Source organism: Clostridium muellerianum, from assembly GCF_012926525.1.
Lineage (GTDB): Bacteria > Bacillota > Clostridia > Clostridiales > Clostridiaceae > Clostridium_AM > Clostridium_AM muellerianum.
The window spans coordinates 18,449-33,300 of record NZ_JABBNI010000016.1; the positions used below are offsets into that span (position 1 = coordinate 18,449).

General features: G+C 29.7%; 12 protein-coding genes, 1 pseudogene and 1 riboswitch. Of the genes and pseudogenes, 4 read left to right on the forward strand and 9 right to left on the reverse strand.

The genetic code is table 11. The features are described 5' to 3' along the window. Positions 1-75: 75 nt before the first annotated feature. From HBE96_RS09570 to HBE96_RS09580, 3 genes and pseudogenes are all read right to left on the reverse strand, one after another. Positions 76-672: a dienelactone hydrolase family protein gene (locus tag HBE96_RS09570; protein ID WP_169297552.1), complete on the reverse strand. Its 597-nt coding sequence runs from the start codon at positions 670-672 to the stop codon at positions 76-78. A 205-nt stretch (positions 673-877) separates the two neighbouring features. After that, on the reverse strand, positions 878-2,260 hold the full coding sequence (locus HBE96_RS09575; protein WP_169297553.1) for an MATE family efflux transporter: 1,383 nt from the start codon (positions 2,258-2,260) through the stop codon (positions 878-880). A gap of 260 nt (positions 2,261-2,520) precedes the next feature. Next, positions 2,521-2,877: pseudogene (locus HBE96_RS09580) on the reverse strand (LysR substrate-binding domain-containing protein); the annotation flags it as partial. A gap of 35 nt (positions 2,878-2,912) precedes the next feature. Between HBE96_RS09580 and HBE96_RS09585 the strand changes: the two are divergent. Continuing rightward, positions 2,913-3,293 carry an FAD-dependent oxidoreductase gene (locus HBE96_RS09585; protein WP_169297554.1) on the forward strand — a complete coding sequence of 127 codons (381 nt, stop codon included), beginning with the start codon at positions 2,913-2,915 and terminating at the stop codon, positions 3,291-3,293. 458 nt (positions 3,294-3,751) lie between these two features. Here the strand turns inward: HBE96_RS09585 and HBE96_RS09590 are convergent, their stop codons facing one another. Further along, positions 3,752-4,900, reverse strand: a complete 1,149-nt coding sequence (locus HBE96_RS09590; protein ID WP_169297555.1) for a methyl-accepting chemotaxis protein — start codon at positions 4,898-4,900, stop codon at positions 3,752-3,754. A gap of 427 nt (positions 4,901-5,327) precedes the next feature. Between HBE96_RS09590 and HBE96_RS09595 the strand changes: the two genes are divergently transcribed. The 3 genes from HBE96_RS09595 to HBE96_RS25975 all read left to right on the forward strand — a co-directional run bounded on the left by HBE96_RS09595 (position 5,328) and on the right by HBE96_RS25975 (position 7,999). Beyond that, positions 5,328-6,368, forward strand: coding sequence for a M42 family metallopeptidase (locus HBE96_RS09595; RefSeq protein ID WP_169297556.1), 1,041 nt, complete (start codon positions 5,328-5,330; stop codon positions 6,366-6,368). 268 nt (positions 6,369-6,636) lie between these two features. Next, on the forward strand, positions 6,637-7,143 hold the full coding sequence (locus HBE96_RS09600) for a hypothetical protein (RefSeq protein WP_169297557.1): 507 nt from the start codon (positions 6,637-6,639) through the stop codon (positions 7,141-7,143). A 322-nt stretch (positions 7,144-7,465) separates the two neighbouring features. Next, complete coding sequence (locus tag HBE96_RS25975) at positions 7,466-7,999, forward strand: hypothetical protein (RefSeq protein WP_206154880.1); 534 nt, start codon at positions 7,466-7,468, stop codon at positions 7,997-7,999. Positions 8,000-8,096: 97 nt separating this feature from the next. Here the strand turns inward: HBE96_RS25975 and thiM are convergent, their stop codons facing one another. The 5 genes from thiM to HBE96_RS09630 all read right to left on the reverse strand — a co-directional run bounded on the left by thiM (position 8,097) and on the right by HBE96_RS09630 (position 14,790). Further along, positions 8,097-8,918, reverse strand: coding sequence for a hydroxyethylthiazole kinase (thiM, locus tag HBE96_RS09610; protein ID WP_169297615.1), 822 nt, complete (start codon positions 8,916-8,918; stop codon positions 8,097-8,099). Next, positions 8,896-9,465: an energy coupling factor transporter S component ThiW gene (gene thiW, locus HBE96_RS09615; RefSeq protein ID WP_169297558.1), complete on the reverse strand. Its 570-nt coding sequence runs from the start codon at positions 9,463-9,465 to the stop codon at positions 8,896-8,898. Before thiW ends, thiM begins: the two co-directional genes overlap by 23 nt. Before the next feature lie 307 nt (positions 9,466-9,772). Further along, positions 9,773-9,879: riboswitch (TPP riboswitch) on the reverse strand. Between the two features lie 305 nt (positions 9,880-10,184). Continuing rightward, positions 10,185-11,228: a glycosyl hydrolase family 18 protein gene (locus HBE96_RS09620; RefSeq protein ID WP_169297559.1), complete on the reverse strand. Its 1,044-nt coding sequence runs from the start codon at positions 11,226-11,228 to the stop codon at positions 10,185-10,187. A 15-nt stretch (positions 11,229-11,243) separates the two neighbouring features. Further along, positions 11,244-12,923, reverse strand: coding sequence for a polysaccharide deacetylase family protein (locus HBE96_RS09625; RefSeq protein ID WP_169297560.1), 1,680 nt, complete (start codon positions 12,921-12,923; stop codon positions 11,244-11,246). Further along, complete coding sequence (locus HBE96_RS09630) at positions 12,913-14,790, reverse strand: glycosyltransferase family 2 protein (RefSeq protein ID WP_169297561.1); 1,878 nt, start codon at positions 14,788-14,790, stop codon at positions 12,913-12,915. Before HBE96_RS09630 ends, HBE96_RS09625 begins: the two co-directional genes overlap by 11 nt. Between the last annotated feature and the right edge of the window lie 62 nt (positions 14,791-14,852).

The window sequence follows — 14,852 nt, forward strand, 5'->3', positions numbered from 1 at the left end:
ACTTAGTATTGGTTAATTATGAAAAGAACATTCATGTTTATCTAACTATTTCTTATCTGACCATTATATATTCCATTAACAATTCTTCTCTAAAAAATTATCTACTAATGTTTCTGCTTCTTCAAATGACTTTTCATTATAATTCTCACAAAATGGATCACTAAACCCATGTTTTCCATTTAACATATAAACATCACTATTTAACTTTTTCAAAGATATAACTAATTGCTGTACATTAAATGACTTTTCTTTTTCAGCGAAAATTAGTAAGGCTGGACATTTAGGCATAATATCCAAATAATCTCTAATTCGTGAACCATAATATGCTATAATGCCATCACACACATTTTCTTCAACACTACATAACCATGCAATTGTTGCACCTATACTGTAACCTAGTAAGTATATATGATCATATTGTTGTTTTGCTTTCTTAACAATCTGCTTTACCTGGTGAACCGCTGAATCAAATCCAACATTTCTCATGAAATATTTATAAGCTTCTTCTTGAAAATTATAATTAAAAGGCTTTCTTAAATTAATTAAGTTTGGACAAATAATATCATATCCTTTTAAAGAAAATTTCTCACAAACCTTCTGTATATGATGATTAATTCCATATATTTCATGTAATACTATTATTACAGAAGGCGAATTGTTTATAATTTCCATATAATCCTCCTTTAAATAATTAACTCAACTTTCCTACATACTAAATTTTAACTTAATATAATAAAAATAATACTATGCATTATTTTTAAACCGGAAAATTTGAGTTAATATAAAAAGTAAATATAAATTCAAAATTTCCTTATAATGCACATTAAGGAAAGCTAAAAGCTTCCCTTAAGTTTCTTAAATTTATTTGTATGATTAACTACTGAATTGTATCTGATACTGCTCTATTTTCAGTCATTTTATGTGAATGTCCCAATGTTTTCATTTGCTTTACTGCAAGAATCAATGTAATTACTGTACTTAATACATCTGCTATAGGTTGAGCCATCCATACACCATCTAATTTGAAAAATGGTGGAAGTATAATAAGCAGTGGTATAATCATTATAACTTGTCTTAAAAGACTCAATATTGTAGATAATTTAGCTTTAGCTATTGCTTGAAAATAATTCGTACAAACTATCGAACTACCTACAATTGGAAAAAACAGAAGATCTATTCTAAGTCCTTTAGCTCCTATACTTATTAAACGTTGATCACTTGTATTAAAAATACTTATTATTTGTACCGGGAATAACTGAACCACTATAAATCCTAAAGTAGTTATTACTGTAGCTGCTACTGATGCATAAAATACAGTCTTTTTAACTCTGTCATATTGTTTATCTCCATAGTTGTAACCAATTATAGGCTGAGCACCTTGATTAATTCCAAAAATAGGCATAAGTATTAGCATAGTTACACTCGTTATAAGAGAAAATGCTCCTATGGCAATATCTCCTCCATATATAGCAAGACTTTTATTAAAGGTAATAGTAACTAAACTTGCAGCCATCTGCATTGCAAATGGTGACATACCAATAGATACTATTTCTTTTACTACAATTTTATCCAACTTCATATTTTTCTTGGTTAATTTCAATAAACTTTTTCCACCTGTAAAATATTGCAATGTCCAAATTACAGTAATACTTTGTGAAACAATAGTTGCAAGAGCAGAACCTTTTACTCCTAAATGAAGTACAAATATAAATATTGGATTTGCTATAAAATTAAGTACTGCACCTATTAACATTGTAAGCATGGCAATTTTAGGATTGCCCTCTGCACGAATAATATTATTAAGTCCCATACTTACACTTTGAAGTATTACACCTAAAAGAATTATAAAACTAAAGTCTCTAGCATAAGATAAAGTTTCACTGCTTGCTCCAAGCACCTTGAGAATTGGATCTAGAAATGTTATTCCAAAAATAGTTATACATAATGAAAATATAACAAGTAAGGTAAATGCATTTCCTAATACTTTCTCAGCATCTTCTTTTTTATGCTGGCCAAGTTTTATTGAAATTACAGCAGCTGCACCGATTCCAGCTAGCATTGCAAACCCCATTATTACGTTAACTATTGGAAATGTTACTGCGACCCCTGAAAGTGCTATAGAACCTACTCCTCTGCCAACAAATATTCTATCTACTATGTTATAAAGCATATTAACCATCATTCCAATTACCGAAGGAATTGAAAATTTTAGCAAAAGTTTTCCAACACTTTCTGTACCTAATTCGTTTGTTTTGTTCATATATTTCCTCCCATATAATGTTATGAATCAGCATAGCTGCACATACAACTATATCAATGCATAACTATTATTATATAATATACTGGTTTTATATGCAACAACAATTTTTTGATGATAAATTCCTACAAAAACATTAAAAATACTTTCATGGCTGAAACTTGACATTCTCAGCTTTCAATATAGGTATAAAAAAATCTCTGCATTTAATATAGTATAGAGATTTTTTACAAAATGTCCTTGTCCAAATTGCCAGTTTTTTATCATTTTTTAAACCATTCTAAGGTATATTTTTTAAAAGCTCTTATGCCAGGCGCTGAATTCTTTTCTTTTGGTATAGCCAAAGCTATTGTAACATTAATTTTTTCATTTAAATTTACTATTTTAATGTTGTTTCCTTTGATAAACTTTTTAGCGATTTGCGATGTTAACAAGGATACACCTAATCCACCAGATACAAAGCCCAAAATCATATCAATATGATCACTTTCATATACAATATCAGGGGTAACCCCTGCTTTTTTGCAAACATTAATAAATATTTCAGTTGCAAGTGAATTATTAGTCATAGAAACAAATTTTTCACTTACAATATCTTTAAAATCCCCAGATTTATATGCAGCTAAGGAATGATAAACCTAATAGTTCCGTTGTTATGATTAGACCTGAATCATTTAAATATGCACTAGATAAAGTATTAAGTGATGCAAAAGTAGATGTGCTGCTGTATACTCAAGTAATAGAAGCAAATAAAATTAATGGAAATATTGAATCTATAACTTGTATAGATGACAGAGGTAAATTTACAATAACAAGTTCTTCTTTTGTAGACGCTAATGGTGATGCAAATCTTACTGCAATGGCTGGACGAACTATTGATTGTGATACTTTAACTTTTGTATCAATTAGGGTTACTGGAACAGCAATGGCTACAGGACATACTGCAGGAGCTGCAGCTGCAATTTACAGTAATACAAATTCAGCATCTCCTGATGAAGTAAGGCATGAATTAATTAAGCAAAATGCACTTATATAATTTCAAGGAACATAAACAGGCTTTAACTTGCAATCCTATTTATGTTTCCTTTAATTAATTTTCTTTGCCAATAAACCTAAAGTATAAAATAATATGAATTTTTAAGATATTTTTCATTATATTTAACTGTCATTTTCAATAACTTATTCTTAATCACATTAATAATTAGCTAAATTGTTTCTTATTATTCTTAGCGAAAAGTTTGTGAAAGCCTTAGAACTTTAGTCTTGTTTGAGGAAACTGAGTTTGACAAAGTTCTTAGGTTTTCACAAAATTTGAGCTTTATTTTAAACTTAGTTGGAAACTCCTCTTCGTTTTCCCAGAGGAGTAAGCGATTCGCACAAAGTCATAGATTTTGGCTCTCTGCTTAACATTTAGCAGTGATGAAACACTTATCATATATCATGAAGTAAAAATTAAAATCTAAACTTCCACTGCACTCTTGCGTCACATTATTTTTAAAGTTTGTTAGCAATTTTATTTAATTCTTCTGCCATAGAAGTTATTTCTTGTATACTTGCTGTTACTTCTTCAGTAGCCGCCACCTGTTCTTGAATTGAAGATAAAGACTCCTGACTATTCTCACTAGATTCACTTACTTTAACATTAATTTCATCAGTTAATTTTTTAATTTTAGGAACTGTACTTTTAGATTCTTCAGATAGCTTTCTGATTTGTTGAGCTACAACTCCAAAACCTTTTCCTACTTCACCTGCTCTTGCCGCTTCTATAGCAGCATTTAATCCAAGCATTTTAGTTTCATCCGCTATTTCCTTTATAAAAGAAGATACTTCATTTATGTTTTTCGATAGATCGGTTATTCCATTTATATTATTATTAAGTTTCTGTTCATTCATATGTATTTTGGATGCTGATGATGCTAATTGTTCAATAGTAGAAGCTATTTCTTCAAGATTATTCTCCAAACTTTGAGATATCTCTGTTAAACTTTTAGCTACAACCTTAGGAATAATTAAACCAAAAGTTGCAACAACTTCACTGCCGCTTTCGTTAAATAATGGGTGACAATTTATTAATACTGGTACACCAGTTCTTTCAGAATCAATTTTTATTGAAACAGATTTCTTAGTTCTAATTGCCTCTGCACAAACAGTATCATCCTTAAAATTTTCTCCAACCTCTATTGTAGGCATCTGAAACTTTTCTGAATTTTGAACACAAACATATTTATTTAAATCCGTAGCAAATATTACAGCTCCATCTGGAAACATTCCAGCTAAAACTGGCGCAAAGTCATTAAATGATTTTAATACAGGATTGGTTATTGGAAATACTGTAGAAAATACCCCCACAGCCTGCCCTTCATCATTAACTATTGGTTCTGCAACAATTCTTAGTCTAACTCCATATAAGGATCTTGGAACAGTTTCTATACTAAGCCTATTCTCCCTCATAACCTTACTAGTAACACCTTTAGAATTTACTTTTTCACCAACTTGAAAAATATCTAAATCAAATTCTTTGGATGGCTTTCTCCAATTATACACAGCTCCATCACTAACTAAATAAATAGCTCCTCCTGGTATCATATCAGCCTGAGTTTCACACATAGCCTTTATGTACTCTACTCCATTTACATGAATCATAACTTGTCTCCTTCCTAGTCACTCAATTTGAAATTTATTTTTATATTATTAGCATTAGTAGAACAACTACAAAATGTATAACGACGTTTACAAAAACGCTACACATAAATCCCATTTTATTACACGTTTCAACAAAACGTGATATTTTAATAGTAAGTTCTTCCATCTATAAAGTCAATATTAAATTTTCCTAAATGTTATACACTTCTGTGATTTATTTATGGTAAAATATTTCCAAGTAATCATAAATAATTTCAATTCTTTATTTTATTTTTGTCTAACATTTCATATATCGCATCTAATACATAATTAACCATTTTTACTCATGTATGCCTCTATATACTTATATTGACTTATAGGAATTATAATCTTAGAATAAATATAAGACCTGTTAGATAAAATATATTTATTTTGGAGGATTAAAATTATGAACTACGACAAAAATTCTATTTTAAATACCCTAAAAACTATTCTTTCCATACCAAGTCCTACAGGATATACTCAGTCAGTAATTAACTATCTAAAAGCCGAACTTAATAAAATGAACATACCTTACAAAACAACCAATAAAGGTGCTCTTATTGTATCTCTTCCTGGAACAAATAATGAATATCAAAGAACTTTTACATCTCACATTGATACATTAGGTGCAATGGTTAAAGGTATAAAAGAAAATGGAGCTCTTTCTTTTTTACCTATTGGTGGTTATATGATGTCGACACTTGAAGGTGAAAATTGTACTGTAACTACTTTAGATGGTACAAGCTACTCCGGTACTATTCAAACTACAAAACCTTCCGTTCATATAAGTGGTGATGATGCTCGTAACCTTAAAAGAACTCCTGAAAACATGGAAGTAATACTAGACGAAAAGGTTTTCTCAAAAGCTGATGTAGAAGCTCTTGGTATTGATGTAGGAGATTATATATGCATAGATACAAGAACAACTGTAACTGAAAAGGAATTTATAAAAAGCAGATACCTTGATGATAAAGCTAGTGCGTCTGTTCTTATGTATGTAATCAAATATCTTCATGAAAACAATGTAAAACTTCCTTACACAACTAACTTTTATATAAGTAATTATGAAGAAGTTGGACATGGCTCCAGTGCTGCTTTACCTGAAAATACTAAAGAATTTATAGCTGTTGATATGGGGGCTCCTGGATGTGATCAAAATTCTTCAGAATATACTGTATGTATTTGTGCTAAGGATTCTTCCGGTCCTTATGATTATGATCTTAGAAAAAAACTAGTGAATACATGTAAGAAAAATAATATTCCATATAAAATTGATATATATCCTCACTATGGCTCAGATGCTTCTGCAGCACTATCTGCAGGTTGGGATGTTAGAGCGGCACTTATAGGTCCAGGGGTGTTTGCATCTCATGCATATGAAAGGACTCATATAGATGCGTTATTATCTACAGTTGACCTTATGGTAAAATACATTTCTGAAACTTAAAATGAGGCTGCTGCACTAAGTGCAGTGGCTTCTTATTTAAAATAAAAACGCAGCTTACATACCTTTTCTAAGCTTATTTTTCCAAAGATGTTATCTAAAGATATAAATACTAAAAAAACATAGGAGGTGAACTGCTGCAATTAATCTAAAAAAATATATCAAAATCTCATCAGCGTGTTATAACCTCTATATAAAAATCAAACACCTTGATCAGAAAATTAAATAATGCATATTATTTTTATAGATTTTTGTAAGCAGCATTACTATTATGAAGAAAAAAGCAATAATATCATCATTAATATTAGTATTAGTTGTTTTATTAATAGGTGTTTTTTACTATATAAAAAGTTCAAAACTAAATATTAGTATACCTGCACCGAATAGGATTATAACCTATAATCACGGGCAAAGTAAAATACTAACTTCTAATGATAAAAATTTTAATGACATTGTTAAACTTATAAATGATAGATTCGAAAAAAGTAACAGTTACAATCTAAAACACAGCTCTAAAAATGTATCATCCTTATATAAAAATAAATTGTCCTGGGAATGTTTAGAGTTTATTTATGATGGAGATAAAAGTCTTAAATTAAAAAATAAAAATATTAAATATAGAAAGCTATTTTTTACTATACGTTCCGAAAATAATTCAGATTATGGAACCGATTTTGCTTATGGTGATAAGGAATATATTGCTGAAGTATTCGGGTTATATAATAATAAAGAAGTAATGACTAACTTATTAGATATTATAGACAAAGAAATGAAGTAATAATTAATCTATTTATAATTAAAGTTATATAGTTATGTAACATAAAAGCAACATCATTACAAGCTTTAAAATTCATCCTCAAATATTTTAATTTATTTATGTGTTTTTTGCCAAATTTTGAATGTTTTATTCATAAAAAGAATATACATATATTGTATTATAGATATTCAACTTGAAAATCTTAATTTGGTTACAAAATCAAAATTAAATTTTAGTATTTATTGAAGCAATACTATTTAATTGTAATATCGTATATCTATAATCAAATGGAGACCTTGAAAAAAAGTTATAAGTTTTATTAATTTATAAAGGATGGTTTTATATGAAAATTACAAAAAAAGATCAAATCATTCAGCTTTATAAGAAAGGACTTGAAATAGAGAGTATCGTTAAGAAAGGCTTTAATAGAAAATATGTTAACCAGGTTTTAAAAAATATTAAAGCTCAAATCCCCACTTCTCCACATAATAAAGAAGTAAATATAAACAGTGCAAATGATCTGAAACAATTAGCATCAATACTTGAAGATCTCCAAAGCAAATGCGACAATGTAATCGTAAACATTGATATTTCAATTAAAGTAGAAAGCTGCACTTCTTCCTCAAATGACATTAAAATACCTCTATTAAATCCAATCACTGTTTTCAGAGATATAGGACAGGATAGGTTAAAGGAACAATTAAAATTATTTAAATTGGAAGACTTAATGAAAATAATTAAAACATATATTCCTGACTTAAATGGTAAAATATATAAGCAAAAAAATATTAATTCAGTTATAGATTATATAATTGAAAGTGTCTCCAAACTTTCAAAAGTTAGCCAGGTATTTAAAACTGAAACTAAACTTGAATAAGGCAGGGGAATATTTAAACTCCCCTGTTTTACTTTTGTGAAAAATTTAGTCTTTCTGTTGAGTGTTAAATTTTTCAACATTTTTACATTATTTTAACTTAAATTTTATCCATACTATAATCACTAACGACAACACATTTCATTTTCTCTATTATGGTATCATCAGAAATTGTAAATATATTATCTATAAGCTCAGTTCTAAAGCTTCCTATACCATTAGCATTCTCTGAAAGTTCTCCACATATTCCCATAAGCGACACTGCTAGAGTAGTACCACCTAATATATCTAGTGAGGAAATGTAGCTAGCTATAAGTGCCGTAACCATACAACCTGTACCTGTTATCATTGAAAGCATTTCACAACCATTTTTTATTAAGTGTGTCTTATCACCATTAGTTATTATGTCTACTACACCTGTTGCTACAATAACAGCACCAGTTTCCAGTGATAATTTCTTCATCATTTTTATATTTTCATTAAAGCTTTCATCTGTTATCCTATCACATTCTCCCACATCTATCCCTTTTGCATTACTTTCTATACCACAAATTGCCTTTATTTCAGACATATTGCCCTTAATAACACTTGGATGACACTCTGAAATAAACTTTTTTGCATAATTTAATCTTAATTTACTGCAGCCTACACCTACAAGATCAATTATCTGAGGAATTTTCTTTTTGAAAGCTGTTTTACCTGAAATTAACATAGACTCCATTCTAACATCTGTTATATTTCCAAGATTAACTCCCAGTGATTTAGAAACAGATGTAATTTCTGAAATCTCTAATGGATGTTCAGCCATAATAGGTTTTGCACCAACCGCAAGCACTATATTTGCACAATCATTTATTGAAATTGGATTTGTAATACAGTGAATAAGAGGCTTTTTTAATTTAACACTGTGTTTTATTTGCAATAGGTTGCTTATTGATATTTCTTGATTTGTCATAAACTTTTACCCCCAAGCTATTTTGAATCTTTATAAGCATTCCATTCTTAATTAATGCTCCCAAGAAAATAAATGCAATTGTTCCCCCAATAATGGTAGCAGTAAAAAATAAAGGTACATAAAACATAAATGTAAGTCCTTTTTTACCCCAAAAATATGTCATAATAGGAGCTGAAACAATGGCTCCTATTATACCTGTTCCTATAACTTCACCTATAACTGCAAACAACAAATTATTCTTAGATACTCTGTACAAAATTCCTGACAAAAATGCTCCAAAAACAGCTCCAGTTAAAGCTAAAGGTGGAATTCCCATAAGAAACATTCTAATAATTCCAATCAAAGTAGCACAGAGCAGAGCATACCATGGTCCAAGAATAACTGCACATGTAATATTAATAACAGAAGACATGGGGCACATTCCTTCTATACGAAGAATTGGTGAAACTACAACTCCCATTGCCACCATCATTGCCAGCATAAGTTTTTTTAATAGTTTTGAGTTTGTTTCCATAATAAGATACCTCCATGATAATATTTATTTTCTAAATATGTCCTATAGGAAATAAACACCATTACTTAGGTATAATTTTAGAATAACTAAATAGCAATCCCCTATATGACATAATAAAGGACAAATCATATTGATCGGTCGAAACTCAAAAGCTTCCTCTCACCTTGAAACACAAGTTCCCTCGCTATTTAGTTGTATTTTTTATTATAAAGCTTCGGGCGCTCCCCCGCTGCTTTCTAGATAAAATAAAAAATGGAATACACCTGCAAGGCGTATCCCATTTATACTCGTAAAATATATAAAATCCAGCATAAATTAAATATTTCCTTACGTCGGCATTATCCGAATCAAGTTATGGGTCGAAGTATACAACTTCCTCTCAGCCTACTTGAGCAAGCTCCCCTTTTAAAAAAATTATACCATATCCCCTTTTTAATTTCAACATCCCCACTTATTCCCTAGAATAGATTGTAAATTTAAAACAAAACTAATTGTATATTCAATAACAGGACGAAGCTGTTCAAACAGGTTTAATCAAACTAAAAGAAGCTATGGCTAAACAAAATATAGATGCAGCTGATACAACATTTTATGATATGATAACTGTCTCTCATACTGTTAAATTTTAAAATTAAATTTGAAAAAGGCAAGTTGTATTCTAAAACACATCTTGCCTTATTTATTATGATATTGCTTAATCAACTTTCGTATTGTGCTTATTAGAATAAGTTTCCACCTAACCTCCAAATACTAATGTCATAACCTTTTTCACTTATAACCTTAATCCATGAATTCAAGGTGATTTTATCTGCATACCATATCTCATGCTTCAAATTATTCTCATCCTTGTAACTAAAATATAAACACTTACTGTCATTATCACGTTGTACTTTAGTCTTGTACTTCTTTAATATGCCGTTAGCTTCCTCTTCTGTAACAGAAGTAGTTTTTCTATTGGATGACCAGTTAAACCCTCCTGTAGCAATGGCAAAATCCTTCTTTCCTGGAACTTTGCTCATTTTTTCTATTGAGCTTCTAATAAATTTATCATCTGCTTTTCCACCTGGTTTACTGAAACTGCCATGCAGATTATAACACATAAGTACATAAGTTGGACCTTCCGCAAAATTCAATTTATCAAATGGAGTATTACTTTCCAAGACAACCCTAAGTTTTAAACCTTTGTTTTCAGCTTTTTCATATAATTCATTTATAAACAATATGTAATTGTTCCAAAGCTCCATATCATTTTTTATTTGTTCATAATCAATTTCTACACCATTAAAACCATACTTAACTGCCAGGTTCACAATGTCTTCAATATGGCTGTTTCTTGAAGCTTCATTACCTAATAAATTTTTTAACAGGCTTGTATCCTTTAATGAATAGCTTCCATCACCTTTTGCCTTATCATTGACAATAGTTATATATTTATTGTACTTAAAACTCTTTGTTTCATTATAATAGTTAATTAATTCTTCTGGCATCACTAGTTTGCTGTTTGAGTCAAAGTTAGCTGAAAAATAGGAAACATTTTTTAACTTATTATTTAAAGCCTTAATTTCCTTATCAACACTTAAATCCCAATATACAATCCAGACGGATAGACTATTTACATCACCACCAAATACTTTTGAGCCTCCATCTGCTACTGCCTTATTGTCCTTAGAATCAGCCTCTTTTGAATTAACACCTTTATATATAACTGGTGCTAATAATACTAACAATACTATAGGTACGATCCAAAACAACTTTTTTTTCATATTAATCCTCTCAAACTATAAATTCTTGATGAACCAATTTACAACTTCATTAAAATAATTTTTAATATTATAAATTACATTTTCCATTCCTTTTAATGATGAATCATACAAAATCCTATCACTTGTATTAGTTACTCTAAAACTTTTAAATACTGCATCATATACATCATCTGCAATATTTCTTTGACTATAGCCATAGTTTCCCCATGCAGACTCAAGAAGAATACTCCCTTCCTTTTCCTTACTCACCTTTAAATCTTCTACTATCTTATTTCCATCAATGATTAAAGTTAATTCTTTGCCAGCTAATGTTATATCCACTTTTTTACTTCCAGATTCCTTTATATCAATTTCTCTATTGTTTTTACTTAAAGTTGATGAATACAACATATTTTTAGTTCCATTTGAATTTTCAATAACATTAATTGTGTTGTTAATAAGCTGAACACATATACTGCTACTTCCATCATTATTGGATCTTAAATATATAGACTGGGATCCTATTATATTCCCATTAAGCATTGTTGATACTTTAATGTCTTTATAATTTTGGCTGTTTGCAAGCTTAATGAGTCCTTTTTCCTTTGGCTTGGATGTCAATATAATTTTATCGTCTACAAACTCTGCCTGTCCTTTTATCTTCTCAAACTTTTCAGCTTTTTCTCTATCGCCTACTACAAACTTAACATCTTTTTTGGTATCATCCCAAATTCTCATTAATAAATGATTGGTACTCCAATAAGCCTGTGGTTGAACTCTTGTTAAATCATAAATAGAACTGTCTGGTAAATTTAATGAGTATCCTTCCCTATTAAAATTCATACTAAAAACTTTTTTAATCCATTTACTATTTATTTCACTGACTTTATCGTTAGTTCCAAACTTTCCTGTATTTGAATGCATCAGTGCATATAAAGTTGGTACATATCCTATATCTTTACTGTATATATTGGATAAGCTTTTATAATCATTATCAATACGCTGCTCCATTTCATCATGACTTTCCAAAGGTATGCCATTTTCATCCCTAATATAATCCATAAGGTAATGATTATATTTTCTATTGATTTTAGAAGCCTCCTTTGAAAATTGAACTGAATTTAAATTTCCTAAGTAATTTGAATTTCTATCAAAGACATTTATAAATTCTAATCTATATCCATTAGTGCCAAGTTCCCAATAAGAACTATTTTTCAGTTTCAGCAAATCTTTAGGCATTAAAAATTTGGGATCATTTTTTGCAAATTTATCTGCATAGGTCAGCATCGTGGCTTTATAGTTATATTTCTCTAAAATTTTTTGAGAAAATATCGCTGTATCTGTTCTTCCATCCTCAAACAACAGAAATAAAGATTTTTCTGGCAGCGCCTTTCCTTTTTTATAATAATTGAATATATCATTTTGAGTTACAGTAACATATCCATTTTCCTTTAATGCTTTTAATTGTTTTTCTAAAGCAGCAGTGCTTATTAGTGTGTCATCACCAGTTCTATCTACACCAAAATAGGATATTGAAATAAAACCACTCTTTCTACTTTGAGGAATAGTATTTGAACTGTAGTCTTTGTATGTTGAAATGGTAAACAGAGCTTTTCCAATACATATTAACACTAAACATAAAATTATTCCTTGAAATACACTTCTTATTTTCTTAACTCTATCTTTTATTTCCGAGGAGAATTCTTTACTTTTCAACTACATTCCCCTCCTTTTTTCTTAAAATATTAAATGCTTTTCTCTTTTTTCTTTCAGCTTCTATATCACTTGGAGTCATTCTTGTTCCCCAGGTGGATTTCCAGAAAGTTACCCAAGCTATAGGCATTTGCCAGAGCAGCACAGCTTCATAATAAATACAAAATAGCATTCCAAAAATCCAGGTGGTACTTTTTCTAAAGAACATTTGTGCAAAGCTCATCATAAGTGACATCATTAAAAGTCCCAAAAGAAATGTGGTAGGAAATATTTTATGTACAATAGGTACATATATTAAATTGTAAATAACTATTACAGGTGCAGCAATAGGAACAAATACTCCCATGTAAAAGAAGACAGCCATAAAAGGTTCTTTTTTCCACATAAACTTTCCTGCAATAATTGACTCTCTTAGCCAGGACCTTTTCCATCTCATTTGTTGCTTAAGAAATACCTTATAGTTGTTAGGTACAATAGTGGAACAAATTGCTGTATCCTGATAACTAGTCCTATGTCCATTCAATACAAAATTTGTCATAGCTCTATCATCACCAAATGTTGCCTTTTGTCCTAAAAATTTTTGGTTTATCCATTCCTCCATGTTATCCATAACTATTTGTTTTCTATAGCATGAAAGTGGTCCTGATAAACATGTAGCTGCATCAAAATAAGCCTCTGCTGCTTTCATAATTCTAAAAGCAATATAATATCTAACAGACTGCATCTTAGTCAAAGTGTTTGTAAAAGTATTTGCAACATCTGTTCTACCTGATACTCCACCCATTTTAGGATCTTTAAAGGGTTGAACCAGATTTCTTATTGCAAAGGGATCTAAAAAGCTATCTGAATCAACAAATACAACTAAATCATGCTTTGCGTTTAAAACACCTCTGCAAAGAGCCTCTCTTTTCCCCATATTTTTTTCTTGAACAAAATATTTTACTCTATTTGCAGCATCAAATCTTTCTGCTTCATTATTTAGCTTGTTCAAGGTATTTCTTATTTTTTCCACAGATTTATCACTTGAACAATCATCTACAACTATAACTTCAAGCTTGTCAATAGGATAATCTTGATTAATGCAGCTTAAAATTGTATTTTCTATCCATTCTTCTTCATTAAAACAAGGAATAATAATGGTTACACCTGGAGTATAGTCAATATCCATAGGCATAGGCTTGTACAAAACTCCAAATAAATACCTACTTAATAAAAATACAGCTGCAATAATACTATATAGATATATCCACTTATTAAATTCAAAGTAAACAATACTTTCTGCTCTCATTAGTATGATAAATATGCTTATAAACAATAATAACAGACTAGAAGAGGCTAATATATATCTGTCCTTTTTTCTACCAGAATACTCAGATAAACTTTCCAAAAATTCTATACCACACATTATCTTCCCATCTGCATTAATAGCATCTCTAACCTTTTTGCCCTTAATGTTAACATCCATTTCATACCCTTCCGGCATAGAACCTGGCAGTACTTTGAATTTTAATTTAATAGTATCAGCCTCACTGATTATATTTAATTGTCCCCTGTCCTTTACTTCTAATAAAATTCCCGTAGTTGAAACATCTATGGATTTAATTTTGAAGCTGCTAATTGCCTTGTGTTTCTCACATTTTACTTTAACATCAGTTTTCATTACATATCTTATTCCAGCTTTTTTACTTTTTATAAACAGGTTAGGGTCATCACTGTAATCTTCTATTACCTTTTTTCCTCTTCTGTCAACTGTGGTTCTTATAGCTTCTTTATCTGGGACATTTGCTAATAATCTTCTATCCTTACGGGGGTTTAAAAGGACATCAGTTTCTTCACTTTCATCTTTTTTTAATTTCTTTTTTGTAATCATTTTTAAAACTCCTAATTTGATAAGGCATCTTCAAAAAATAATAAGTCCACCTGCTAGTCTAT